We start from the raw sequence: 23,090 nt of genomic DNA on the forward strand, positions 1-23,090 counted from the left end.
CCTCATGCTCCTGCCACGCATCCGTCTGTCCGCCGCGGGATCGAGCCCGCGGAACCCTCTCCGCAGAGCAGCGGTCGCCGCGTCGGCCGCCGCGCTGGTCCTCGGACCGATGGCGGGGTCGGCGTCCGCGGAACCCGCGCCGGCGCCGAATCTCCCGGCCGAGCTCGTCGCGGCGGTCCAGCGCGACCTGAAGATCTCCCCCGAGGAGTACCTGCACCGCGCGGACGTCGCGCAGAAGCTGGCCGGTTTCGCGACCAACGCCCAGCGGCAGTATCCGCAGTCCTACGCGGGCGCGTGGCTGGACAACGCCGGCCAGGCCGTGGTCGCGCTGGCGCAGGGACAGGGCCTCGACGACGCCCGCAAGGCCGCGCAGGACGCCGGTTTCACCGTCAAGGATGTCGCCAAGACCGAGACCGTGCTGCGCAGCGAGAAAAACGCCTTCCAGCAATGGCTTTCGAATCAGCCCGAGGCCGTGGCCAAGGCCGTGCGCGGCGTCGCGATCGACACCGTGAACAACAGCATCGCGGTGCGCGTCGACAAGGCCGGTCTGCCGATGCCCGGATTCGTCGATCCGGCGCGCGTCATCGTCATGCCCGCCCCGCCGGTCGGCCCCGAGGAGGCGGAGATCCCGCAGGCCCAGCCCGTCGCGGGCGAGGGCAACGGCGCGTACTCCGCCGGCACCGGATACGCCTCGGTCGCCGGACGCATGCAGCTGATCTGCTCGGCCGGGTTCAACGGCCTCGACCGCAACAACAACGTCGTGAACATCACCGCGGGCCACTGCGATCCGAACATCCCCGCCGCGGGCACCGCCAACGCGCCGGGCATGTTCGAACTGCTGCCGGGCAACCGCCTCGGCAACCAGCTGGGTTCGTTCCAGAAGTCGGTGCTGGGCAACCAGGACTACTCGATCATCGCGATCAACGACGGCAGCCGGGATCGCTTCAGCAACAACCTGGTTCGCGCGGCCGCGGGCCCGATCGCCATCACCGGCGTGGCCGACCCCGTCGTCGGCGCCCCCGTCTGCAAGTCGGGCTCGCGCACCGGCTTCAGCTGCGGCGTCGTCAACGCCGTCGACCAGACCGTCCAGGTCGGCGATCGTGAACTGACCCAGTCGTTCTCGGCCAACATCTGCGCCCTCCCCGGCGACAGCGGCGGCCCGATCGTCACCGGCACCCTGGCCCTCGGCATCTCCAGCGCCTCCTCGGTAGCCGACTACCCCGTCTGCGCCATCCCCGAGTTCCTCGGCCTCCTCACCGGCGACGCCCCCCAACTCTTCGCCCAGCCGGTCAACGTGGTCCTCTCGGACAACCCCGGCCTCCGGGTCCGCACCAACTGACCCTGACGCCGAAAAGGCCGACAGCCCTTGGGCTGTCGGCCTTTTTTTGTCGTTGATCAGGGGTTCCGCCCCTCAGGCACGGCATCGCTCAGGCACGACACTCCTCAGGCACGGCACCCCTCGAGCAAAGCACCCCCTCCGAAGGCTCACCGATCCGAAGGCCCCGCATGAGTACTGCCTCCGGAGGGTGAGTACTGCCCCCCCAGAGGGCACGCTTTCAATGGCAAGGCAACCCCAGTCGCACCCCTTATTCAAATCCGCACCCGTTTCAGGGCCTTACAAGGGGTGCGGATCCGAATAAAGGGTGCGGCTGGGTTGCCTTGCCTGGGGATGCCAAACTTGTGGGAGGCAGTGCCTTTGAAGGTGCGGCAACCCCAGTCGCACCCTTTATTCGGATCCGCACCCGTTTCTGGGCTCTGGAAGGGGTGCGGATTCGAATAAGGGGTGCGGCTGGGGTTGCCGTTACCACGTAGAGGTACAGGTTTTTTGGGGTGTAGACGGAAGCGGCCCGTGCTCTGGGAGCACGGGCCGCTTCGGGGCTTGCGGGGGTTACTTCTGGGCGGGCTGTTGGTTTTGGGCGGCCTGTTGCTTGGCCATGTTCTCGTCGCTCCACTGGGTGGTGCCCGCGTCGGCGATCATGGTGTTGACGAGTTCGATGCCCGTGGCGATCAGGGTGGGGCCGCCGACGGCGACCGTGCCCAGGATGCCGCCGATGCCGGCGCCGAGGGGGAGGCCGGCGAGGCAGCCCACGCCGAACAGCGGCAGGCCGAAGACGCAGCCGACGACCGCGCCGATGGCGGTGCCGACGAAGCCGCCGACGGCCGTCGCGATGCCGAACTTGCTCGCGAAGTCGTTCATCGCGCGCTGGTTCTCGATCGGCGAGGCGACATCCTTGAGGGCCACCCGGCTGCCGTCGCGGCCGACCGTCTGCACCTCGACCTGGTGCTGGTCGGCGACGGGGGCGATGGTCTTGTCGGGGGTCAGCTGGAGTTCCTTGCCCTCACCCTTGATCTCCGGCTTCACCTGCACCTGCTGGCCCGCGAAGCTGTAGGTGAGCGGCAGCGTCACCAGGGTCTTGCCCTCGGCGTCCTTGACGTCGACCGTGTCCACCGTCGCCGCCGGCTCGTCGGCCTTGGCCGCGACCTCGGTCTTCGAGAGCTGGAACGTTCCCCCTTGCAGTCGCGTCACCACCGACTTCGGCGCTCCGGGCTGCTGCGCGTCCACGAGCTGGACGGAGTAGTTGACTCCCTCGGCCGGAGCGGCCGGCTCGGCATGGGCAGTTCCCAACCCGATGGCCATAGCGCCGATGACCAGGGTGCCCACCGCAGGGTAGCTGCGGAGCTTCATTCGGTTATCCAATCCATCATCAAGTTTCGCCTTGCACGTGTCGTCATCCCCGCGAGAGCCCACGCATCCCTCAGGTCGTACCTGTGGAACCCTCCCCGAGCGGGGAGATGACACACACAGCTAGCAGGACGACTGGAGCTTAGTCCAATAGCTGGCGAGAAGCGAGATCCCTTTTCCGCCAAACGAACTAAGCTGTCCCGGGTTTGGGACGGCATTTGCCGGGTTTTACCGTGATAGCGATCCGCGCTCGCACATAACCGCAGGACGATGGGTGAGCGCGGTCACATCACCGGTCCGGTCAAGCCCCTGCAAGCTGGGGCCTTCCGAGCCGTGAGGATATGATGGACGGATAAGTTACCGGTGGGTAACTTACTGCCCGTTAGGATAACGAGCAATAAGGGTGGCACATCAGCCCTGCCGCCCGGACAGCTCGTTGAACCGAAGGAAGGTCGCGACATGAATGCCCTGACAGTGACGCTGGGCACGATAGGGGCGCTGCTCAGTCTGGTGTGCTGGGCAGCGTTCTTCGGCGGCGTGTGGAAGATCGTCTCCGCCATCATGATCGGACAGCCCGCCCCGGACCGCTGGCGTCCGTTCTTCCCGCGTTTCGGGCAGATGCTGATCGAGTTCATCGCGCACACGCGCATGAACAAGTTCCGCACGGTCGGCTGGGCGCACTGGCTGGTGATGGTCGGCTTCATCACCGGTGCCATCCTCTGGTTCGAGGCCTACGGGCAGACCTTCGATCCCGAATTCCACTGGCCGATCATCGGCAACTGGGGCTTCTACCACTTCTGGGACGAGCTGATGGGCATCGGCACGGTCGTCGGCATTCTGGTGCTGATCACCATCCGCCAGCTCAACCACCCCCGCGTGCCCGAACGGATGTCGCGCTTCAGCGGTTCGAAGTTCGCCCCGGCCTACGTGATCGAGGCGATCGTCCTGCTCGAGGGTCTGGGCATGATCTTCGTGAAGGCGGGCAAGATCGCGCTGAACGGCGAGGGCAACCCCGCCACCGACTTCTTCACCATGCAGGTGGCCAAGCTGCTGCCCGCCAGCCCGACCATGGTGTCGATCTTCGCGTTCATCAAGCTGATGTCGGGCATGGCCTTCCTCTACTTCGTGGGCCGCAGCATCACCTGGGGCGTGGCCTGGCACCGGTTCGCGGCCTTCTTCAACATCTACTTCAAGCGTGAGGACGACGGCGGCGTCGCGCTGGGCGCGGCCAAGCCGATGATGTCCAAGGGCAAGGCGATCGATATGGAGACCGCCGACCCCGACAACGACACCTTCGGCGCGGGCCGCATCGAGGACTTCTCCTGGAAGGGCTGGCTGGACTTCACCACCTGCACCGAGTGCGGCCGCTGCCAGAGCCAGTGCCCGGCGTGGAACACCGGAAAGCCGTTGTCGCCCAAGCTGTTGATCATGTCGCTGCGCGATCACGGCGCGGCCAAGGCCCCCTACCTACTGGCGGGTGGCCGCAAGGATATGGGCGGCGACGAGGTCGGTCTGGTCGACGCCGAGGGCAAGCCGAACGAGGCCGCGCTGGCGAAGATCTCCGAGGCCGCCCGCGCCGAGGCCGAGCGCCCGCTGGTCGGCCCCGAGGACGCGAACGGCGTCATCGATCCCGAGGTGCTGTGGAGCTGCACGACCTGCGGCGCGTGTGTGGAGCAGTGCCCGGTCGACATCGAGCACGTGGACCACATCCTCGACATGCGCCGCTACCAGGTTTTGATCGAGTCGGAGTTCCCGACCGAGCTCGCGGGCCTGTTCAAGAATCTGGAGAACAAGGGCAACCCCTGGGGCCAGAACGCCAAGGACCGGCTCAATTGGATCTCCGAGGTGGACTTCGAGGTTCCGGTGTTCGGGCAGGACGCCGAGACGTTCGAGGGCTACGAGTACCTGTTCTGGGTCGGCTGCGCGGGCGCGTACGAGGACCGCGCGAAGCGGACCACGAAGGCCGTCGCCGAACTACTCGCCACCGCGGGCGTGAAGTACATGGTGCTCGGCCAGGAGGAGACCTGCACCGGTGACTCGGCCCGCCGCGCGGGCAACGAGTTCCTGTTCCAGCAGTTGGCGATGCAGAACATCGAGACGCTGAACTCGGTGTTCGAGGGCGTCGAGGACAACAAGAAGAAGATCGTCGTCACCTGCGCGCACTGCTTCAACGCGCTCAACAACGAGTACCCGCAGATCGGCGGCGTCTACGAGGTCGTGCACCACACCCAGCTGCTGAACCGCCTGGTGCGGCAGAAGAAGCTGGTGCCGGTGTCGTCGGTGTCGGAGAAGGTCACCTACCACGACCCCTGCTACCTGGGGCGGCACAACAAGATCTACAACGCGCCGCGCGAGCTGATGGCCGCCTCCGGTGCCCGCGTGGCCGAAATGCCGCGCCACGGCGAGCGTTCCATGTGCTGTGGCGCGGGCGGTGCGCGCATGTGGATGGAGGAGCAGCTCGGCAAGCGCGTCAACCTGGACCGGACCGACGAGGCGCTGGCGACCCTGGACGGCGGTAACGAGCCCTCCCGCATCGCGACCGGGTGCCCGTTCTGCCGCGTGATGCTCACCGACGGCGTCACCGCGCGCAAGGATTCGGGCGAGGTCGGCCAGGGCGTCGAGGTCATCGACGTCGCGCAGCTCATGCTCGACGCCATCGAGCGGGTCGAACCGACCACGCTGACCGAGAACCTGAAGGTGGTCCAGCAGCCCAAGCGGGTCGAGGCCGAGCCGGAACCGGAGCCGGAACCCGTTGCGGCCGAGGCCGATACGGAGACCGCCGAGCCGAAGGCCGCGCCCGCCGAGGGCAAGGGCCTCGCCATGAAGGGCCCCGCGAAGGCGCCCGGCGGCAAAGGTCTGGCCATGAAGGGCCCGGCGAAGGCACCGGGCGGCAAGGGTCTCGCGATGAAGGGCGCCGCCAAGGCTCCCGGCGCGAACCAGGACGCCCCCGCCGCCGAGACCGGTGACGACGAGTCGGTGATCCCGTCGGCCAAGCCCGGCGGCCTGGCCATGAAGGGTCCGGCGAAAGCGCCTGGCGGTAAGGGCCTTTCGATGAAGGGCGCCGCGAAGGCGCCGGGGGCCAAGGCACCCGACCAGGAGACTCCGGCCGCCGAGAAGGCCGAGGATTCGGGCAGCGCGTCCGCTCCCGCCGCCAAGCCCGGCGGCCTCGCGATGAAGGGCGCGGCCAAGGCGCCGGGCGGCAAGAGCCCGGCGAAGGCCGCGGAAACCCCGGCGGCACAGCCCGAATCGGCCCCCGCCGAGGAGGCGCCGCAGGCGTCGGCCCAGCCCACGGAGACCGAGCCCACGGAGACCAAGCCCACGGTCGCCCCCAAGGGCCTCGCCATGAAGTCGGGCTTCAAGCGTCCGGGCGCCAAGGCCCCGGGTGCGCCGAAGCCCGCGGCGGAAACCCCTGCCGCCGAGCAGGCTTCGGCCCCCGCGGAAACCCCGGCGGCCGAGGAGTCGTCCGACGCCCCGGAAACCGCTGCCCCCTCGGCCTCTAACGAACCCGCGGCGGAGGACCCGAAGCCCACGGAGGCCAACGGCACCCCGAAGCCCCCGACCGCCAAGCCGGGCGGACTCGGCTTCAAGTCGGGCGCGAAGGCCCCGGGCCGAAAGAACTGATCGGCCCGTTATGACCGCGAGGGCGGTGTTGCCGGAAAGTGGCAGCACCGCCCTCGTCGCGTGAGGACACTCTCGAACGGACATAGCCGAGAGTTAGCCTCCACGTGGAAAACTCGACCCGAAACACCCCCTCAAACAAGCATCGCCCCCGCCGAGAAACGGCGGGGGCGATCTCCTGCAGGGGAGGTCGGACATTCGATTCCTATCACGGGAAGCGAATGGGGTTCCAGTGTCGGACAGTTCGACGGACACACTGACGGTAGCCGGTTGATAACGTCGATTCACCAGTAGAAATTGGCGATTCAACACTGGCAAGGCTCTCACCTCGCGCTCCAGCGACACCGCGCGCCGCTGGGCACAGCCGATCTCGACCAGGAAAACCGTCAAGCTACCTCAAGGCTATTGGGAGATTTAAATCACCGACATTCGGTGTAACATCCGCGCATTCGAACGCGACCATCTCTAATGGGCTTTTCCCCTGAGACGACGCGCCAGGCCTTGCGCCCATCGGCCATGCCGAGGCCGAGGGCCCGCAGTGCGGCGGGGTCGGCGATATCGCCTGCCGGTTCCAGGGCCACGCGGGCGCGCCGTCGGGGCCGACCGGTCCGACCGGGCCCTCGCGCAGTTCGACGAGTACGTCGCGGGTCCACGAGTTCGACCGGGTTCACCGTGTGTGGCAAGCCGATCGGGTCCGCGACACCGCGCATCACGTCGTTGTCGTAAGACGATGGGTGTGTCGGTCATCGATTGGGCCCGACGGCCTAGGGCGCGAGGAGCAGGCCGACGGGCCGCGCCCAGCAGACGATCTGCGCACCGGCCAGCGAATAGTTGTAGTTGGCCGATCCGGCGTTGCGCCGGATCACCACGACGAGCACGGCGTGCCTGTCCTGCCGAAACGACGCCGGCGGTACTGCTCGGGGGGGACCCGGCCGCCGTAGTACTCCTGGAAGCGGCAGTGCGCGTAGATGGTTCGCAAGCCAGGGCCAACGGTATCGGTACGCCAAGTAGCACACGATATCGCCGCTACTCGGGCATTGGCCGGCTCAAGCGCCCATCGGACGGCCGCCTCGACCTCGTCGTCCCGGTCCGTCGCGTCGATTGCCCGGGTCGGGCGAACGAGTGCGGTATCCAGGTCCAAGGTCCGGTCCCGCCCTTCGAAAACCTTCGGGACGCTTCGAAACTCGTCGATCAAGTCGACCGCGTCCACTCTGGATTCGATCCGAACGGCGGGGTTACCTCGCCAGTTCGGTGGCGATGCGCGCGCGTCCGGCGGAAGTGACCATTCCGGGGTCACCGAGTCGATCCTGTTCTCTGGGTACCGAGCCATACATCAAGCTGAGAATTCAGCTTCGGCCCGTCGTCCGCTCGCGCGTATTCGGGGGAAGGGGGCGAGCGGCGATTCTGTCAAGGCCGATGGCGGTCGTCTTCCTCGTGGGTCGCGCGCAACGACGGATAGAACTCGATGTCTTCCCAGGCGTCGTCGAACGCCTCGAGCATCCACTCGTACCATCGGATGCCGCGCAGATCATCGTGTTTCACGCACTCCATGAGATTGCGGTGCAGGTCGTCCGCAAGCCAGGACCACCGGTATCTGAAGGCCAGGTATCTGACGATATCGCCGCCGCTCGGGCAGTTGTCCGACTCGAGCACCCATCTGACTACCTCCTCGATCTCGTCCGCTCGGTCCGTCGCGTCGATCGCCCGGGTCAGGCGAACGAGCGCGGTATCCGAGTCCAGGGTCATGTCCCGACCTTCGAAAACGTCTGCTACAGCGCGAAATCCGTCGACCAGCTCGAGGTAGGCGGAGCCATGCTCCATCGTCGCTCTCTTCCGTACGCGGCTCGATGGATGTTATGTCACAGGGCCGCGGGCGCGTAGGACAGAACGCGGAGTTTCTCGGCTCCGAGCTTCTGCGCGATCGGTCTCACCCGCGGGCTGACAAGTGAGCGATAAACAGCCCCGTGGAATCGTAGGTCACTCAGGTTTCGGATCCTGCGTGTGGCCCCTCTTGTTGTAACCGTCCGATCGCATGATGGAGAGCAGCACCTCCTCGATCGCCGGCCCTTCGGCACCGACCCGCCGCAGCGCCTGGGTTGGCACCGCCCAAGGATCCCGAACGATAGCCAGGAACAGATGTTCCACCCCGACATAGTCGTGACCCATGTCGTTCGCGGCCGCTGTGGCGGCGGCGATGATCTGCTGGTATCGCGGAGTCGGTTTCGGTGCGTCTGTCACGTAATGACTTTATCCAATCGATCGGTTCAGCGCGTAATGGCCGCGAGCTGGCGGTATCCGATCCCATTGGTTGTTTCCGCGCTTCCCGAAATATTCCCGGACGAACCACGAGCACCGGGTAATGCAGCTTGTATTGCTGACCGTCATCGGGGTTGGTCCAGATAATGATCTCTTCGTCGCCGTCAACCTTCCTGGCCGCACGGAAAGTCGGGATGTAGGTGCGTTTTCGGCGCGTTCGAACTGAGCTACCTTTCACCGTCCGTTATGCCCAGCCGCACAATGAATTTCGGACATACCCGACCGCCGGAGTATACACAGAAACATCGGGTTTTCATCAGATACGCACGTGGACAAGGCATCTGATCCAGGGGGTCGATTCCGGGATTCCGGGTCCGCCTCGTCGACTGCCAAAGGAGGCGGAACCGGAATCGGGGCGCGAGGGTTATACCTCGCCGCCGCCCACCGCCAGGGCCGTGGTGATCACGACCGAAAGGGGTGGGAGTTCGAGATCGGGCGCGGGCGGGACGATCCAGGTGCAGCCCTCGCGCGTCCAGCGGCCGAGGCCGGTGGGGAGCATGACCGCGCTGCCGATGCCCGGAATGCCGATATCGAGACGATTGAGAACGTCGAGAACCTGTGTGCCGGGCCGAGAGTCGGGGACGACCAGGAAACTCCAGCGAATCTGGCGCGCCAGGACCGGGCCGATCATATCCTGGTCGGTGAGGGCGTCGCGGACTCGTTCGGCGCGCATCGTCGGCAGGTGCACCACACCGGTCCGGCCGGTGATCGGCAGCATGACGAAACCGCCGCGTTCGGTGACCGGCAGCCCGAATTCGTCCCGGTAGTGCGCGACCCAATCCGCTGTGGTCCTGGGCTTTTCCACGTTCACGACGCGCTCCTCGATCCTCCCCATCAGCTTCGCTTCGGATGCTTCCGACCGGAACGCCCGCTCGCCCTCCTTGCGCTGCCCTTGCGCTGCCTTTGGCGCTCACCTGCGAACTCGCTGATACCAGCTCGGTTTCGGCTGTGGTCATGATCACCATCCGCTCGTACTCTGGACTGTGAGTTCGTCGCGGAAGGGATGACATCGTGGTCCGGCAGTGGTCAGGCAGAGAAGCCCGCGCCCTCCGCGATGCGAAGCGGATGAGTATCCGAGAGTTCGCGGCGCATTTGGGTGTTCACGAACGACTGGTCTCCAAATGGGAGGCGGGCGGCTCGCGGGTGCATCCGCGTCCGGTCAATCAGGCCGCCCTCGACACCTCCCTCGCCAGGTCCGACGATGTGGTGCGGGCACGGTTCGCGGCGTTGATCGATCAGCCCCTTATCGATCGGCCCGCACCGGAATTCGAGGCGCGCGGTGAGGGTTCCGCGCCCACCAGGTATTCGAGCGACGCGGAACTGTTGGCACTCGTCGATTCCGGTGCGATGAGAGGCGATGCGTTAGCAGCGATTTCGGAGAGGGATCTGATCATGGCGGCTGCCCACGAAGCGAGCGAGCACGCCGGACGGGCCGAGGCCACCAACGTCGGCGCTTCCACGCTGGAGCAACTCGACGCCGACGTCACGCGCATCGCCAACGACTACGTCCACGTCCCGCCGGTTCCGATGATGGTGGAGATGCTGCGCGTGCGCCGCCGGGTGTACCGGCTGCTCGAGGGTCATCAACGGCCCGCGGACACCGGGCATCTGTACATGCTGGCCGGGACGCTGTCGGGCCTGTTGGCCAACGCCAGCACCGATCTCGGCTACCACGACGCCGCGGGCGAGCAGGCCCGCGCGGCGTGGGCGTACGCGGAACTGTGCGCGCACAACGGTTTACGCGCGTGGACCCGCGGCATGCAGGCGCTGATCGAATACAAGTCCGAACGCCCGCGCCGCGGCATCATGCTCGCCCAGAGCGGGCAGCAGTACGCCGAATCGGCGACGGCCCGGGTGCGGCTGCACAACATCGAGGCCCGCATCTGGTCCAAACTGGGCAGCGTCGCCGACACCGAGCGCTGCATCCGCGCCGCCGACGCCGCGCGCGGCAGCGGCGAGACCGATTCGCTGCACGACGAGGTGGGCGGGGTGTTCGGCTTCAACGAACCCAAGAGCCACTACTACGCCGGGGCCACCTACATCCATCTCGACCGCGCCGAGCCCGCGCTCGCCGCGACCCAGCGCGCGATCGAGCTGTACGCGGCCGGTCCGGAGGAGCAACGCTCCTACGGCGCCGAATCGCTGGCCCGCATCGACAACGCGGCCGCGCATCTGCTCAACGGCAGCCTCGACGGCGCGGCCGAGGCGCTGGCCCCGGTGCTCGAACTCGCCGAGGAGAAGCGCATCGCGCAGTTGGAGGAGCGGCTGAGCGGATTGCGCCGCCGCATCGCGGCACCCCAGTTCCGCGATGCCGCCGAGGCCCGCAACCTGGACGAACGCATCGAGGAGTTCTGCGGTTCGACCTCCGCGGTGCGGATGATTCCGGTCCATTTGTCGGCCTAGGGCACTCCGCGCGGGCGCGACCCGCAGTGGCACCATGGGACGGGTGAGTCCTACCAGCCAGTCACCTCATCTGCCGCCGCGCGTGCTGGAGCAGTCGACCAAGCTCCAGAACGTCGTCTACGAGATCCGGGGACCGGTACACGCGCACGCGGCGCGGCTCGAGGGCGAGGGCCACCGCATCCTCAAGCTGAACATCGGCAATCCGGCGCCGTTCGGTTTCGAGGCGCCCGACGTGATCATGCGCGACATCATCGCCGCGCTGCCCTACGCGCAGGGCTACTCCGAGTCCAAGGGCATCCTGCCCGCCCGCCGCGCGATCGTGACCCGCTACGAGCTGGTGCCGGGCTTCCCGGAGTTCGACGTCGACGACGTCTACCTGGGCAACGGCGTCTCCGAGCTGATCACCATCACCATGCAGGCGCTGCTGGACAACGGTGACGAGGTCCTCATCCCCGCGCCCGACTATCCGCTCTGGACGGCCATGACCAGCCTGGCCGGGGGCACGCCCGTGCACTACCTGTGCGACGAGTCCAACGGCTGGCAGCCCGATATCGCCGATATCGAAGCGAAGATCACCGATCGCACCAAAGCGCTGCTGGTCATCAATCCGAACAACCCGACCGGCGCGGTGTACTCGACCGAGGTGCTGCAACAGCTGGTGGACCTGGCCCGCAAGCACCGGCTGCTGCTGCTGGCCGACGAGATCTACGACAAGATCCTCTACGACGACGCCAAGCACATCTCGCTGGCCACGCTCGCGCCGGATCTGCTGTGCCTGACCTTCAACGGGCTGTCCAAGGCGTACCGGGTCGCCGGATACCGCTCGGGCTGGCTGGTCATCACGGGTCCGAAGGAGCACGCGGCGGGATTCCTCGAGGGCATCGATCTGCTGGCCTCGTCGCGGCTGTGCCCGAATGTGCCCGCGCAGCACGCGATTCAGGTCGCGCTCGGCGGCCATCAGAGCATCGACGATCTGGTGCTGCCGGGCGGGCGGCTGCTCGAACAGCGCGATGTGGCGTGGGAGAAGCTCAATATGATCCCCGGCGTCTCCTGCGTGAAGCCGCGCGGCGCGCTGTACGCCTTCCCGCGGCTGGATCCCGAGGTCTACGAGATCCACGACGATTCGAAGCTGATCCTGGATCTGCTGTTGCAGGAGAAGATCCTGATGGTCCAGGGCACCGGCTTCAACTGGCCGCATCACGATCACCTCCGCATCGTCACGCTGCCGTGGGCGCGCGATCTCGCGGTGGCGATCGAGCGGTTCGGCAACTTCCTGGCCAGCTACCGGCAGTGACGGTCGCCCCGGGTTCACTCCCAGGCGAAACCAACCGTGAGTCTGAAAAATCGAGGTTTTTGAAGACTTAGCTGGCGCTAAGAACGCCGATTTGTGTACAGTAGTCCTCGGCACCGAAAGTGCCCGGCCGAGCCGCCTACCCCCCCTGGGCCGCTCGGCCCTGGATTCGACCGCCTACCCCCCTGGGCGTCGAGTCCCTGGGCGGCGGAGACATCCCCCTGCTCTCCGCCGCCCCTCCCCCCTCTTCAGCTGCGTATTCGCCGCGATCCCGGCATCGGCGTACATGCGTCGCCACGGTGAAGCCGAAAATCGAATCCTTTAAGCTCGCTCCGGTCAGGCACGCAACGGACAGGTAGGGACCGGTGAGCGACCACCATCACCACCACGATCACTCGGGGCCGATCGCGATCGGTACCTCCGCCGCCCGGGTGGTGGTCGGGCTACTCGTCGGCATCGGTGTCCTCGTCGTCGGCGGGGTGATCTGGCTGTGGCCCAGCCACCAGCACGTGGACATCCCGCTGCCGATGCAGACCGCGGGCGGCGGCGCGATGCGGACCGAATCGGGTCTGGTGGTCATGCAGGACATCGGCCCGTGCGGCAGTCAGTCCAACGGCCGGGTGTTCGACGACACCCCGACCCCGCCCGCCACCAGCGCCTACACCTGTCAGCGCAGCCTGGTCTCGATCGACTCCGGCCCGCATCAGGGCAAGCACACCCTGCTCGAAATCGCCCCGGGCCCAGGGCAACCCGATCTGCACGCGGGCGACAAGATCCGGCTGGTCCGGCAGAACGATCCCAGCGGCACCCCCGTCTACGCCTTCGACGACTATTCGCGCGCCCTGCCCCTGGCGGTGATCGCGCTGGTGTTCGCGGCGGTGATCGTCGCGGTGGCGCGCTGGCGCGGATTGCGCGCGGTGCTGGGGCTGGTGTTCGCGTTCGGGGTGCTGGTGGTGTTCCTGCTGCCCGCGCTGCTGGACGGACAGCCCGCGCTGCCGGTGGCGCTGGTGTCGGGGGCGCTGATCCTCTACGCGGTGCTGTATCTGGCGCACGGGGTGAATCTGCGGACCAGTTCGGCGCTGCTGGGCACACTGAGCGCGATGGTGCTGGCGGCGGTGCTGTCCTGGCTGACATTGAAGATGACCCACGTGACGGGGTTGTCCCAGGAGGACAACACCAATGTGGCCACCTACCTCCAACACGTCAGCATCACCGGACTGCTGTTGGCGGGCTTCATCATCGGCTCGCTCGGTGTGCTCAACGATGTCACCATCACCCAGGCGTCGGCGGCCTTCGAACTCGCCGCGCTCGACGAACAGGCCACGCGCCGTGAGGTTTTCGCCGCCGCCATGCGGGTCGGGCGCGACCACATCGCCAGCACGGTGTACACGCTGGTGCTCGCCTACGCGGGCGGGGCGCTGCCGTTGCTGTTGCTGTTCTCCGTGGCGGGACGGTCGATCGGGGACGTGCTGACCGGGGACGCGGTCGCGATCGAGATCACGCGGTCGGCGGTGGGCGGTATCTGTTTGGCGTTGTCGGTGCCGTTGACGACGGCGATCGCGGTTCTGCTGGCGCGGCCGTTCACCCTGCGGTCGGAGCCCGCGGCTCCGGTGCGTTCCGGGGGACCGAGGCGTTCGCCCGGGTCGGGGGGCGCGACTCGAAGGTCCGAGCGTGCCGGGGGACGAGTTCCGGTGGGCGGCAAGGACTCCGGGCCGCCGAGCGGTGAGGCGCGCGGGCGTGGACATGCGGGCGGGGAAGCGCGGCCCCCGGCCGGGCGCAGCGGGGAAGCGCGGGGCCGCCGCGCCGCGCCCGGGCCGCCGCGCGGCGAATTCCGAGTGCGCGACAACGGATCCGGGCCGCCCAGCGTGGAATTCCGGGTGCCCGGTAACGCGTCCGATCAGCCGGGCGCGGAGCACCGAGGGCACGGCAGCGAACCGAACCGCTGGGGCGGCAACGATTTCGGCCGGACGGGCCGCGAATCCTCCACTCCCGGAAGCGATTTCGGATATCCGAACGAATCCGACCACAACACGGGCACTTTCGACGGCTTCACCGACCACGGGCACGAGGAGCAGCCGGACCCTCGGCAGTCCTGGCCCACGCGACGCCCCGAACCGCGGCGGCACCGCTACCGCGACGACTGACCGACTACCGTCCCGGCCCCGGCAGCTGGATCGGCGGCAGCAGCGGCGGAATCGTCGGCACCACGATCGGCGGCAGGCCCGGCACGACGATGGTGTTCTGATTGGGCGGCGGCGGGGCCGCGGTCTGGGTGGTCGTCTGCTGCTGCCACTCCGGCGGCGGGGCGGCCAGCGACTCGTTGGTGGTGTCGGGTCCCGGCGGGGCCGAGGTGGGGGCGGCCGAGGTCGTCGGCGCCTTGGTCGCGCTGGATTCGCCCTCGGACTTGCTGCTCTGCGAATTGCCTTGCAGCACTTGGGGAGCCCAGCCCAGACCCAGTCCGACGGCGGCCACGACGACGAGCGCGCCGACGGCCACACCCGCCACGCTCAACTCCCGGCGACGGCCGCGCGGACGCTCGATGTCGAGGTCGTCGACGGGATCGCGGCGCGGACGCGGCGCGGGCTCCTCGACCAGCCACGCCGGCTGGAGCTGCTCGGTCTCCTCGATCACCAGCGGCGGGGGCTGCGGCGCGCCGATCGGCCGGGCCGGGCGGGCCAGCAGCGCGGCGCCGCGCGCCACCACCGCCTCGGGACGGTCGGGCACCACGACGGGCATGCCGAGCCAGCGTCCGAGTACCTTGGGCACCAACGGGATTCGCGCGCAACCACCCAGGGCGACGACCGCCTGCACGGCCTGCTCGGACCGCATGATCACATCGCGGGTCATGCGCGCCGACGATTCCACGGCGAGGGTGATCAGCGCCTCGAAGTTCTCCTGCGAGATCAACACCAGCCCGTGCTCGCTCGGCAGCGCGACCGCGGTGTTGATCGACAGCTGCTCCTTGGCCTGGCGGCACAGCGAATCCAGCACGGCCAGCCCCGCCGGATCGGCCGGATGGGCGATGCGGCCGGAGGCGATCTGCTGTTCGCGGATGAGCGAATCCAGGTAGTCGCCGCTGATGTCGCTGGTGCGCTCGCTGTGCACGACGCGGCGGCTCGCGACGTCGACCACGGTGACCGACAGGCCGGAGCTGCCCAGGTCGTACAGCGCGATCGTGCGGTAGCCGTGCGTCTCCCCGGAGGACTGGAGGAATTGCAGGGCTGCGACGGCCTCGGGCACGAGTTCGTAATTGGTCAGTTGCCGCCGGGCGAGGGCCGCGCGCAGGGCACGGGCGTGCTGCTCGTTGCGGAAACCGATGGCGGTGGCCGAGATGTCGAGGGTGAGGGCGGCGGCGAGACCGTCGGCGGCGACCTCGGCCATCGGATGGTCGTCGACGGACAGGGCGTGCAGATCGAACAGGTCGGGTGCGAACCGCTCGGCGGAGTTTCCGGAGCGTGGCCGCGCGATGCGGATCGCGCCCGCTCCCACGGAAACTCCCAGTACCGAACTCATCTGCTGCCCATCTCGTTCGCATTCCACGACGCGCGGCGGGCGCCGCCTGCGGATGGCCAGCGTCGCCACACAGTGGGAGCCACTGTACCCGTCCGGAATACCCTACGACGTGCCGAGCCCGGCGTACACCCATCCGGCCGACCGCCAGCTGGCGCGATCGAGACAGTTCCGGCCGTCGATGATGGACCGCGAGCGGACGACCGGGTCCAGGTCGGCGGGCGTGAGCGCGGTGAACTCGCGCCATTCGGTCAGCACCAGAACGACATCCGCGCGTTCGCACGCCTCCGCGACGGAGGTGGCGTAGTTCAGCGTGGGGAAGACCTTACGCGAATTCTCCAGCGCCTTCGGGTCGTACACGGTGACGACCGCGCCGTGCAGCTGGATCATTCCGGCGACATTGAGCGCGGGCGAGTCACGCACATCGTCGGATTCGGGTTTGAACGCCGCGCCGAGCACGGCCACGTTCGCGCCCAACAGCGAACCGCCGCACGCCTGCGCGGCCATGTCGACGACCTTGGTGCGGCGGCGCATGTTGATGTTGTCGACCTCGCGCAGGAACGCCACCGCGTGGTCGGCGCCCAGCTCACCCGCGCGGGCCATGAACGCGCGAATGTCCTTGGGCAGACAGCCGCCCCCGAAGCCGAGCCCGGCGTTGAGGAACCGGCGGCCGATGCGGGCGTCGTAACCCAGCGCGTCGGCGAGCACGGTGACGTCCGCCCCGGTGGCCTCGCAGACCTCGGAGACCGCGTTGATGAACGAGATCTTGGTCGCCAGAAAGGCATTGGCGGAGACCTTCACCAATTCGGCCGTCGCCAAATCGGTTACGAGGTAGGGCACCTCGGCGGCGATCAGATCCGCGTAGATCTCCCGCACCAGTTCCTCGACCCAGGCCGAGTTCGGCCGGTCCCGATCGATCCCCAGCACCAGCCGATCCGGCCGCAGCGTGTCCCGCACCGCGAACCCCTCCCGCAGGAACTCCGGATTCCACGCCACCTCCACCTCGGTCGAGGCGCCCGCCCGCGCCCGCGCCCCCAGCGCCGCCGCGGTCCCGACCGGCACGGTCGACTTCCCCACGATCACGCTGGGCCGCTCCAACATCGGCGCGAGCGTGTCCACCACCGCGTGCACATACCTCAGATCCGCCGCGTACTCCCCCTTCTTCTGCGGCGTCCCCACCCCCAGGAAGTGCACATCCGCATGCCCCGCCGCCTCCTCGTAGGACGTGCTGAACCGCAACCGCTTCCGCTCCAGATTGCGCCGCAACACCTCCTCGAGCCCCGGCTCGTAGAACGGCACCACCCCATCCGAGAGCTTCGCGACCTTCCCCGGATCGACATCCACCCCCACCACGTCATGCCCGAGCTCGGCCATGCACGCGGCATGGGTCGCTCCCAGATACCCAGTCCCGAATACGGTGACACGCATGATCGATTGGTAAGGGGTGGGGGTGGCGGGGTGGGGTCGGTGGGGGAAGGCTGGGGGTAATTGTGGGTGTACAGGGGGAAACTGGGTGGTCAGGGGGTGTGGGGATGATCAGGGGAGGGCTTCGGCCCGGTCGTCCAAGAGCTCCCTGCGGATCAGTGAAGCCTGTAACACCTTGGAACAAGCCGACCTCGTGCACGACGCTGTGCTGCCCGCCGTCGCGCTGGTTGCCCAGCAGCCGCAGGAAACGCTTTGCGAGCGAGGCGAATTGATTGTCCCCCCTGCTGCCGACATAACTCAGCTTTTGCCGGACCAATGCAATTCGAGCAGCGGCCCTAGCTCCACCTGCAACCGATCGGAGATGAGGACGGTCAGCAGGCCCACTGCGAATACGTCTCCCGAGCCAGTCGCATCCTGGGTCTCGTCTTCGCCAACGAGAGTTGGGCCGTAAAAATCCCGAAAATCCTTCTGTCTGTTTCGCTGAAAGTGCCAGATTCCGGTCCGCCTTCGAGCACGACAACAGCGTGAGAACTGCCAATCGACATCAGGATACAGCTCGCCATGTCTTCGTTCGACTCTCCGCAACGATATAGGCCGGTCTAGTGGAATCCGGTCTGATTGACCAGCAGACAACCACCGAGTTGCATTATTACCGGATAAGCGACGGCCTTATCGAAACGACGATCCATAAGTTCGTCATGTCCCGGTCGACCCGGAGTGCGTATGCATCAGGTGGATGTCCTTCAAGAACGCCATGGATTGGGCCGAGTCGCCCTCCTGGTCGAGTACGGCTGGGGCCTGTGCGCGAGTCTGCTCGCCCGAGCTGTCCAGGAACATCCTCGCGTCGCGGCGGTTGAGGTCGAAATCCACGGTCCACGGGGGAGAGCGCTGGTCGTGGTCAGCCAGTTGCCCGCCGACTCCTCGCGCGAAGTCGAGAAGGTCGTCGGCCTCCCTGGCTGAATCGAACCCTAGGCGGTCTGTTATGACTCGGACGGCGCGGGCGAGGCCTGCACGCATGAGCATCGACTGCACTTTCTCTCCAGCGCACAACCTTCCGCCGCATTAGAGTGACCTCGAGCCTGATCCTTGGACAGCTGGGTGCAAGTCCGGGGTGAATGTGCGCGGTGGACTGGATGCAATGCACCCCACAGCACATCGCGATGGTGCCATACTCGGTTAAGCATGAGATAGCTATCCTATGGAGAGGTGACCGTGATGAGCTATCAAAACCCCGAGAATAACGTGCATGGTTACAGTAGATCCAGCGGAACAATTCCAGGTTTAGCGTGGGCAATACTAACACTGGCGATATTTCCAGTACTGGCAATTATTGTTGTGTGGATTCTTCTTACACTGGTGGGAGTTGACACTAGCGATAGCGGTGGACTATTCAAGGTTTTCGTAGCCCTCGTCACTCTCACCGCCTACTACAGCGTGCTCGCAATCACACGTTATAGCGGAAGAAAACCAGCACAAAGAACAAACTCCGGTCCTCCGCCACCCGGATTTTATCCGGATCCGACGGGCTTGCTCCGCTGGTGGGACGGTGCGAAATGGACTGAGCACGTGCAACCGCCGCGAATGTAGCGCTGGAATTGAAAACCGAAAATCTGGAGCCGGTGACGGGAATCGAACCCGCGCCATCTGCTTGGGAAGCAGAGATTCTACCATTGAACTACACCGGCGGTTCACATGATGTGTGACAGTGACTTTAGCAGACGCTCGGGCGTGCAAGTCAACTTGGCAGGTCGCGCACCCACCCTCGGGTTCGGAGGGGTGGATAAGTGCCTGACCGCCCGGTCCACTACGTCGACACCCCTCCGGACGGCGTGGTGGAGCCGGGCGGGTCGGCCCGCTGGGGGTCAGGGCGTTCGGGGTTGCCGGGATGCCTTGGGGGCCAACGGGTTCGGGGTGCGCGGGTGGGGGTTGCCCGGGTGGCGCGGGGGGATGGGGGGAGATGATTCGTGCACGCCTCGGCCTCGTCAGTGGTCGGCTCGCGGAGCGCGGGCCTGGGTCACCATTGAGCGCGGGCGGCGTCCCCTGGGGACAGACCACACAACCTCCGGGGAGGTGCGCGTGTCACAGCGGACCTGGAGAGTGGCCGAACGGGCCAGGTCTCGAAGCGGACCCTGTGCAGGGCCGATGGTAGTCGATCTCGGGGCGGGCTTCCAGGGGAGTCAGGCGGGGTCGTCGGCGATGGTGACCAGGGACAGGGCGAGCGTGGGAGAGACCTCGGGGTCGAGGAGTTGGGCGACGAAATCGGCGGTCATCCACCCGCCGCCGAATTTGCGGACGCGGACGCTGTCGCGGACCACGCCTTCGGTGCGCGCCTTCTCGACAAGCCCTGGGACGCGGACGATGTCGTCGGGATGCATGCCGGGGGTCTGGCCGGTGGCGACGCCGTGGCCCAGGTTCGGGGCCCAGCCGGTCAGCCATTGCAGCGGGCAGGTGGTGGGCCAGCGGGTCTCGAGGACCACGCCGTAGGTGCCGCTCGCGGCGATCGCGGCGCGGGAAACGGCCAGATCCAGCATGTCGACACGCAGTTGGAGCCGATCGAATCCGGCCATGTTCTGGCACAGCACGCGCAGGCGGGGGCCGACGTCGGTCGGGACGTATCGCTGGGCGTAGAGCAGCATTTCGAGATTCTCCGCGCCCGTGCGCACGGGGACGGTGCCCGTTTCGGCGTAACCGGGTGCGGCCCCGAGGATCGCGTGCCACATGCGGACCAGATCCGGAATGCGCGCGACCCGGCCGAAGAAATCCAGCGGGCCGTAGACGCTGCGATCCAAATGCTGGTCCGCGATTTCCAGCAGATCGATGAATTCGGGGGTGACGTGCAGCCTCGGCGGCCCGCCCGTCACGTCGAGTTCCTATTGGAACGCCGCGGCGTGCGCGCTCGGCGTCCCGATACCGTTCCCGTACACGACCTGTACCCCGGAGACGATATTGTCCGGACCGGACACGGGATATCCGGCGTAATGCCGTTCGGTCGTCCCGCCCGGGGCATCGGGGACGTCCGCGGTGCGCACCACGGGCTCGGCGGACTTCACCACCTCACCGACGAGCCGGGTGACCGTGCGCGCGTCGACCGGGCGCAGCACGCTGGAAATCTTGCGAAAATCGCGCACCCGGCCGTTCTCCGCGATGACGCGCGGTTCGCGGCCCAATGTCTCGATCAGAAGTTCGCTGCGGCTCGGCACATGTCGATCCTGCATGGGGACGATCCTGCCCCTTCGAGGAAATCGTTGCACCCCTGTGGTTCCCGGCGGGCCGCCGGAATACGCTTCGATAGCATCGGTCCGGTCGTCCGCGCGCCGAAACGGGAAGGGCCTGGCATGTCGAAGGATTGGCCGTCCGAGGCCCGAATGCTCGTCGCGGAGGTGCTCGACGGGGCCGCGGCCGAGGTCGATCGGTCGGCCCGCGTTCCGCCCGCGCATCTCGACGAACTGGCCCGGCGCGGGTTCTACGGCTTCGTGCTGTCGGAGGGGATGACGCCCGACGTCCTGATCGATACCGCGGCCACGATCCTCGGCGGCTGCCTGTCCACCGGCTTCGTCTGGGCCCAGCATCTGGGCGCCCTGCGCGCGGTGGCCGCCGGAAATCCGGCTCTGCGCGAACGGTTCCTGGGGCCGATGGCCGCGGGTGAGTACCGGTGCGGGGTCTCCTACGCGGGCGCGCGGACCGAACCCACGCTGTTCGCCGAACGGACCGACGCCGGTTTCGTCGTCGACGGCACGGCCCCGTTCGTCACCGGCTGGGGTCAGCTCGACGCCCTGGCCACCTCGGTCCGATTGCGTTCGGCCGCAACCGAATCGGTGGCGACGCTGCTGATCCCGGTCGCCGAGGTCGAGGGGTTGACCGCCGATCCGCTCACCCTGGTGGCCGCGAACGCCAGCGCCACGGTCCGGCTGCGTTTCGACCGGGTCCTTGTCGGCGAGGACCGGCTCGTCGGCGACGCGCCCGTGACCGCGTTCCGCGCCGGGCGGGCGGGCATCGCGGACTGGATCAACGGCGCGCTGCCGCTGGGCGTCCTGTCCGCCTGTCTGCGGGAGCTGCGGACCCTCGCGGTGGACGACACCCCCTACGCGGCCCGATATGCCGCGCTGCGTGGCCGTTTCGCGGCCGCGCTGGGCGATCCCGAGGCCACCTACGCCCTGCGCGCGGATATCGCGCACGCGGCGGTCGAGGCGGCCGCGGCGGTGGTGGTCGCGGCGGGCAGCCGCGCGGCGCTCGCGGGCTCGACGCCCGAACGGCTGGCGCGGCAGGCCACCTTCGCGCTGGTCTGCACGACCCGCGACCCGATCCGGTCCGCGCTGCTCACCCGGCTGGCGCCGAATCGGACTCCCGCACCGGACTGAGCATCCACAGCCACCAGCCCGAGCGCGGGAACTGCACCGCGAACGACGTGATGTACATCTCCCGCTCGACCCCGGTCTCGGGATGGATGTGGATGAGCGTGTCGAACGGCCGCGGATCGACCGGACGGGTGTTCCACATCCGTTCCCATTCCGGCGCGCGGCGGCAGGTCTCGATGATCGGCCCGCTGATCTCCGGTTCCATCGCCCCGAGGGCCAGGACCTTCAGCGAGTAGACGAAGCCGTGGGCCGCCTTCTCCCAATCGCCGACCACGCGACGCGAGCGCGGATCCGTCATCAGCCATTCCACCAGGCTGGTCCCGGGCGCCAGGCCCGGAAGCGCCACGCGCGCGGCCGCATTGGCCGCCACGATCCGGTAGGTGTGGATGTCCTGATAACAGGCCGGGGTGGCGATGGCCTCCAGCGCCGAGAGCTCCTGCGGGTTCGGGGTGACCTGCGCGGGCACCGGAACCCCGGCGTGCAGGCCGGTCATGGCCTGGATCTTCTCCGGTTCCACGCCGAGCGCGGTGAACAGCGGCGTGAGCACGCTCCGGGAAATGGGACGTTTGTTGCGTTCGATGGCCGAGAGCGTCTCCTCGGAGATGCCGACCATTTTGGCGAGTTCGCTCTGGGTGAGATTCGCGACATTTCTCTGCTCGCGCACGAACGAGCCCAGATTTCGAATGGACGGCGACATCGAAACGTTCCTAACTCGGAGCCCGGACAAGATGTACGGGTCGCAGGTGTTGACTCCGACGCGCCCACTATCCAATGCTGATAGTCGGACAGGCAAGCGGGCCTGGTCCGATTCCGGGGGTCGGGGTGGGCGACCGACTCGTCGGAGGGGAGAGCCGGACGCCCGCCCCCGCGTCCGACGCACTACGCTCTGTCGGCGTGCTGCTTTCCGATCGCGACATTCGTGCCGAGCTCACGGCCGGCCGGCTCGGGGTGGATCCGTTCGACGAGAAACTGGTTCAGCCGTCGAGTATCGATGTGCGGTTGGATCGAATGTTCCGGGTGTTCAACAACACTCGCTATACCCACATCGATCCCGCGCAGCGGCAGGACGAGCTGACCACCCTCGTCGAACCCGCCGAGGGCGAGCCGTTCGTGCTGCATCCGGGCGAATTCGTGCTGGGTTCCACGCTCGAGGTGTGCACGCTGCCCACCGATCTGGCCGGGCGGCTGGAGGGGAAATCGAGCCTCGGCCGGTTGGGCCTGCTCACCCATTCGACGGCCGGATTCATCGATCCGGGTTTCAGCGGGCACATCACCCTCGAACTGTCGAATGTCGCGAATCTGCCCATCACGCTGTGGCCCGGGATGAAGATCGGGCAGCTGTGCCTGTTCCGGCTGTCCAGCCCCGCCGAGAATCCCTACGGCAGCGCGGCGGCGGGATCGAAGTACCAGGGGCAGCGCGGTCCCACGCCGTCCAAGGCGTATTTGAATTTCCCTCTACCGCACAGTATTTGACAATTCTCGACGGGAT

The 23,090-nt window shown here is 67.4% G+C and carries 17 protein-coding genes, 1 tRNA gene and 1 pseudogene; 8 read left to right on the forward strand and 11 right to left on the reverse strand.

From position 1 onward, the window contains the following. Positions 1 to 4 precede the first annotated feature (4 nt). Positions 5 to 1,339: a S1 family peptidase gene (locus ACFYTQ_RS07645; protein WP_387357998.1), complete on the forward strand. Its 1,335-nt coding sequence runs from the start codon at positions 5 to 7 to the stop codon at positions 1,337 to 1,339. 549 nt (positions 1,340 to 1,888) lie between these two features. Here ACFYTQ_RS07645 and ACFYTQ_RS07650 read toward each other — a convergent pair. Further along, entirely contained in the window at positions 1,889 to 2,686 is a 798-nt protein-coding gene (locus ACFYTQ_RS07650) for a hypothetical protein (RefSeq protein WP_387358000.1), read from the reverse strand. 456 nt (positions 2,687 to 3,142) lie between these two features. Here ACFYTQ_RS07650 and ACFYTQ_RS07655 point away from each other — a divergent pair, with 456 nt between their 5' ends. Beyond that, positions 3,143 to 6,304 (forward strand): heterodisulfide reductase-related iron-sulfur binding cluster, encoded by a 3,162-nt coding sequence (locus tag ACFYTQ_RS07655; RefSeq protein WP_387358002.1) that lies wholly within the window; start codon positions 3,143 to 3,145, stop codon positions 6,302 to 6,304. A gap of 1,404 nt (positions 6,305 to 7,708) precedes the next feature. On the opposite strand, the gene ACFYTQ_RS07660 is transcribed toward ACFYTQ_RS07655, so the two are convergent. The 3 genes from ACFYTQ_RS07660 to ACFYTQ_RS07670 form a co-directional block, all read right to left on the reverse strand. Next, the gene (locus ACFYTQ_RS07660) at positions 7,709 to 8,047 is read right to left on the reverse strand and encodes a hypothetical protein (RefSeq protein WP_387358004.1); all 339 of its coding nucleotides are present in this window, start codon (positions 8,045 to 8,047) and stop codon (positions 7,709 to 7,711) included. A 231-nt stretch (positions 8,048 to 8,278) separates the two neighbouring features. Continuing rightward, positions 8,279 to 8,539 carry a Clp protease N-terminal domain-containing protein gene (locus ACFYTQ_RS07665; protein WP_387358006.1) on the reverse strand — a complete coding sequence of 87 codons (261 nt, stop codon included), beginning with the start codon at positions 8,537 to 8,539 and terminating at the stop codon, positions 8,279 to 8,281. A gap of 442 nt (positions 8,540 to 8,981) precedes the next feature. Further along, a complete protein-coding gene (locus ACFYTQ_RS07670) occupies positions 8,982 to 9,428 on the reverse strand; it encodes a hypothetical protein (protein WP_387358008.1) in 447 nt (148 codons plus the stop codon). Between the two features lie 254 nt (positions 9,429 to 9,682). Between ACFYTQ_RS07670 and ACFYTQ_RS07675 the strand changes: the two genes are divergently transcribed. The 3 genes and pseudogenes from ACFYTQ_RS07675 to ACFYTQ_RS07685 form a co-directional block, all read left to right on the forward strand. Beyond that, the gene (locus ACFYTQ_RS07675) at positions 9,683 to 11,020 is read left to right on the forward strand and encodes an XRE family transcriptional regulator (RefSeq protein ID WP_387358010.1); all 1,338 of its coding nucleotides are present in this window, start codon (positions 9,683 to 9,685) and stop codon (positions 11,018 to 11,020) included. A gap of 34 nt (positions 11,021 to 11,054) precedes the next feature. After that, positions 11,055 to 12,314: a pyridoxal phosphate-dependent aminotransferase gene (locus ACFYTQ_RS07680; protein ID WP_387358012.1), complete on the forward strand. Its 1,260-nt coding sequence runs from the start codon at positions 11,055 to 11,057 to the stop codon at positions 12,312 to 12,314. Positions 12,315 to 12,676: 362 nt separating this feature from the next. Beyond that, positions 12,677 to 13,945 (forward strand): annotated as a pseudogene (locus ACFYTQ_RS07685) (YibE/F family protein); the annotation flags it as partial. Positions 13,946 to 14,459: 514 nt separating this feature from the next. Here ACFYTQ_RS07685 and ACFYTQ_RS07690 read toward each other — a convergent pair. The 3 genes from ACFYTQ_RS07690 to ACFYTQ_RS07700 all read right to left on the reverse strand — a co-directional run bounded on the left by ACFYTQ_RS07690 (position 14,460) and on the right by ACFYTQ_RS07700 (position 18,278). Further along, entirely contained in the window at positions 14,460 to 15,824 is a 1,365-nt protein-coding gene (locus ACFYTQ_RS07690; RefSeq protein WP_387358014.1) for an Hsp70 family protein, read from the reverse strand. 102 nt (positions 15,825 to 15,926) lie between these two features. Beyond that, positions 15,927 to 17,249, reverse strand: coding sequence for a UDP-glucose dehydrogenase family protein (locus ACFYTQ_RS07695; RefSeq protein WP_387358016.1), 1,323 nt, complete (start codon positions 17,247 to 17,249; stop codon positions 15,927 to 15,929). 693 nt (positions 17,250 to 17,942) lie between these two features. Next, a complete protein-coding gene (locus tag ACFYTQ_RS07700; protein ID WP_387358018.1) occupies positions 17,943 to 18,278 on the reverse strand; it encodes a hypothetical protein in 336 nt (111 codons plus the stop codon). A gap of 183 nt (positions 18,279 to 18,461) precedes the next feature. Between ACFYTQ_RS07700 and ACFYTQ_RS07705 the strand changes: the two genes are divergently transcribed. Further along, entirely contained in the window at positions 18,462 to 18,833 is a 372-nt protein-coding gene (locus ACFYTQ_RS07705; protein ID WP_387359151.1) for a DUF2510 domain-containing protein, read from the forward strand. A gap of 24 nt (positions 18,834 to 18,857) precedes the next feature. Here ACFYTQ_RS07705 and ACFYTQ_RS07710 read toward each other — a convergent pair. From ACFYTQ_RS07710 to ACFYTQ_RS07720, 3 genes are all read right to left on the reverse strand, one after another. After that, a tRNA-Gly gene (locus ACFYTQ_RS07710) sits at positions 18,858 to 18,931 on the reverse strand. A 492-nt stretch (positions 18,932 to 19,423) separates the two neighbouring features. Then, the gene (locus tag ACFYTQ_RS07715) at positions 19,424 to 20,107 is read right to left on the reverse strand and encodes a hypothetical protein (protein ID WP_387358020.1); all 684 of its coding nucleotides are present in this window, start codon (positions 20,105 to 20,107) and stop codon (positions 19,424 to 19,426) included. A 9-nt stretch (positions 20,108 to 20,116) separates the two neighbouring features. Then, positions 20,117 to 20,461: a GAF domain-containing protein gene (locus ACFYTQ_RS07720; RefSeq protein WP_387358022.1), complete on the reverse strand. Its 345-nt coding sequence runs from the start codon at positions 20,459 to 20,461 to the stop codon at positions 20,117 to 20,119. Between the two features lie 120 nt (positions 20,462 to 20,581). Here ACFYTQ_RS07720 and ACFYTQ_RS07725 point away from each other — a divergent pair, with 120 nt between their 5' ends. Beyond that, positions 20,582 to 21,604, forward strand: a complete 1,023-nt coding sequence (locus ACFYTQ_RS07725; RefSeq protein ID WP_387358024.1) for an acyl-CoA dehydrogenase family protein — start codon at positions 20,582 to 20,584, stop codon at positions 21,602 to 21,604. Here ACFYTQ_RS07725 and ACFYTQ_RS07730 read toward each other — a convergent pair. After that, positions 21,564 to 22,298, reverse strand: coding sequence for a helix-turn-helix domain-containing protein (locus tag ACFYTQ_RS07730; RefSeq protein WP_387358026.1), 735 nt, complete (start codon positions 22,296 to 22,298; stop codon positions 21,564 to 21,566). The genes ACFYTQ_RS07725 and ACFYTQ_RS07730 overlap by 41 nt on opposite strands. 197 nt (positions 22,299 to 22,495) lie before the next feature. Here ACFYTQ_RS07730 and dcd point away from each other — a divergent pair, with 197 nt between their 5' ends. Beyond that, positions 22,496 to 23,074, forward strand: a complete 579-nt coding sequence (dcd, locus tag ACFYTQ_RS07735) for a dCTP deaminase (RefSeq protein WP_387358028.1) — start codon at positions 22,496 to 22,498, stop codon at positions 23,072 to 23,074. The last annotated feature ends 16 nt before the right edge of the window (positions 23,075 to 23,090 follow it).

Origin of the sequence: Nocardia sp. NPDC004068 (assembly GCF_042874315.1) — a bacterium.
Lineage (GTDB): Bacteria > Actinomycetota > Actinomycetes > Mycobacteriales > Mycobacteriaceae > Nocardia.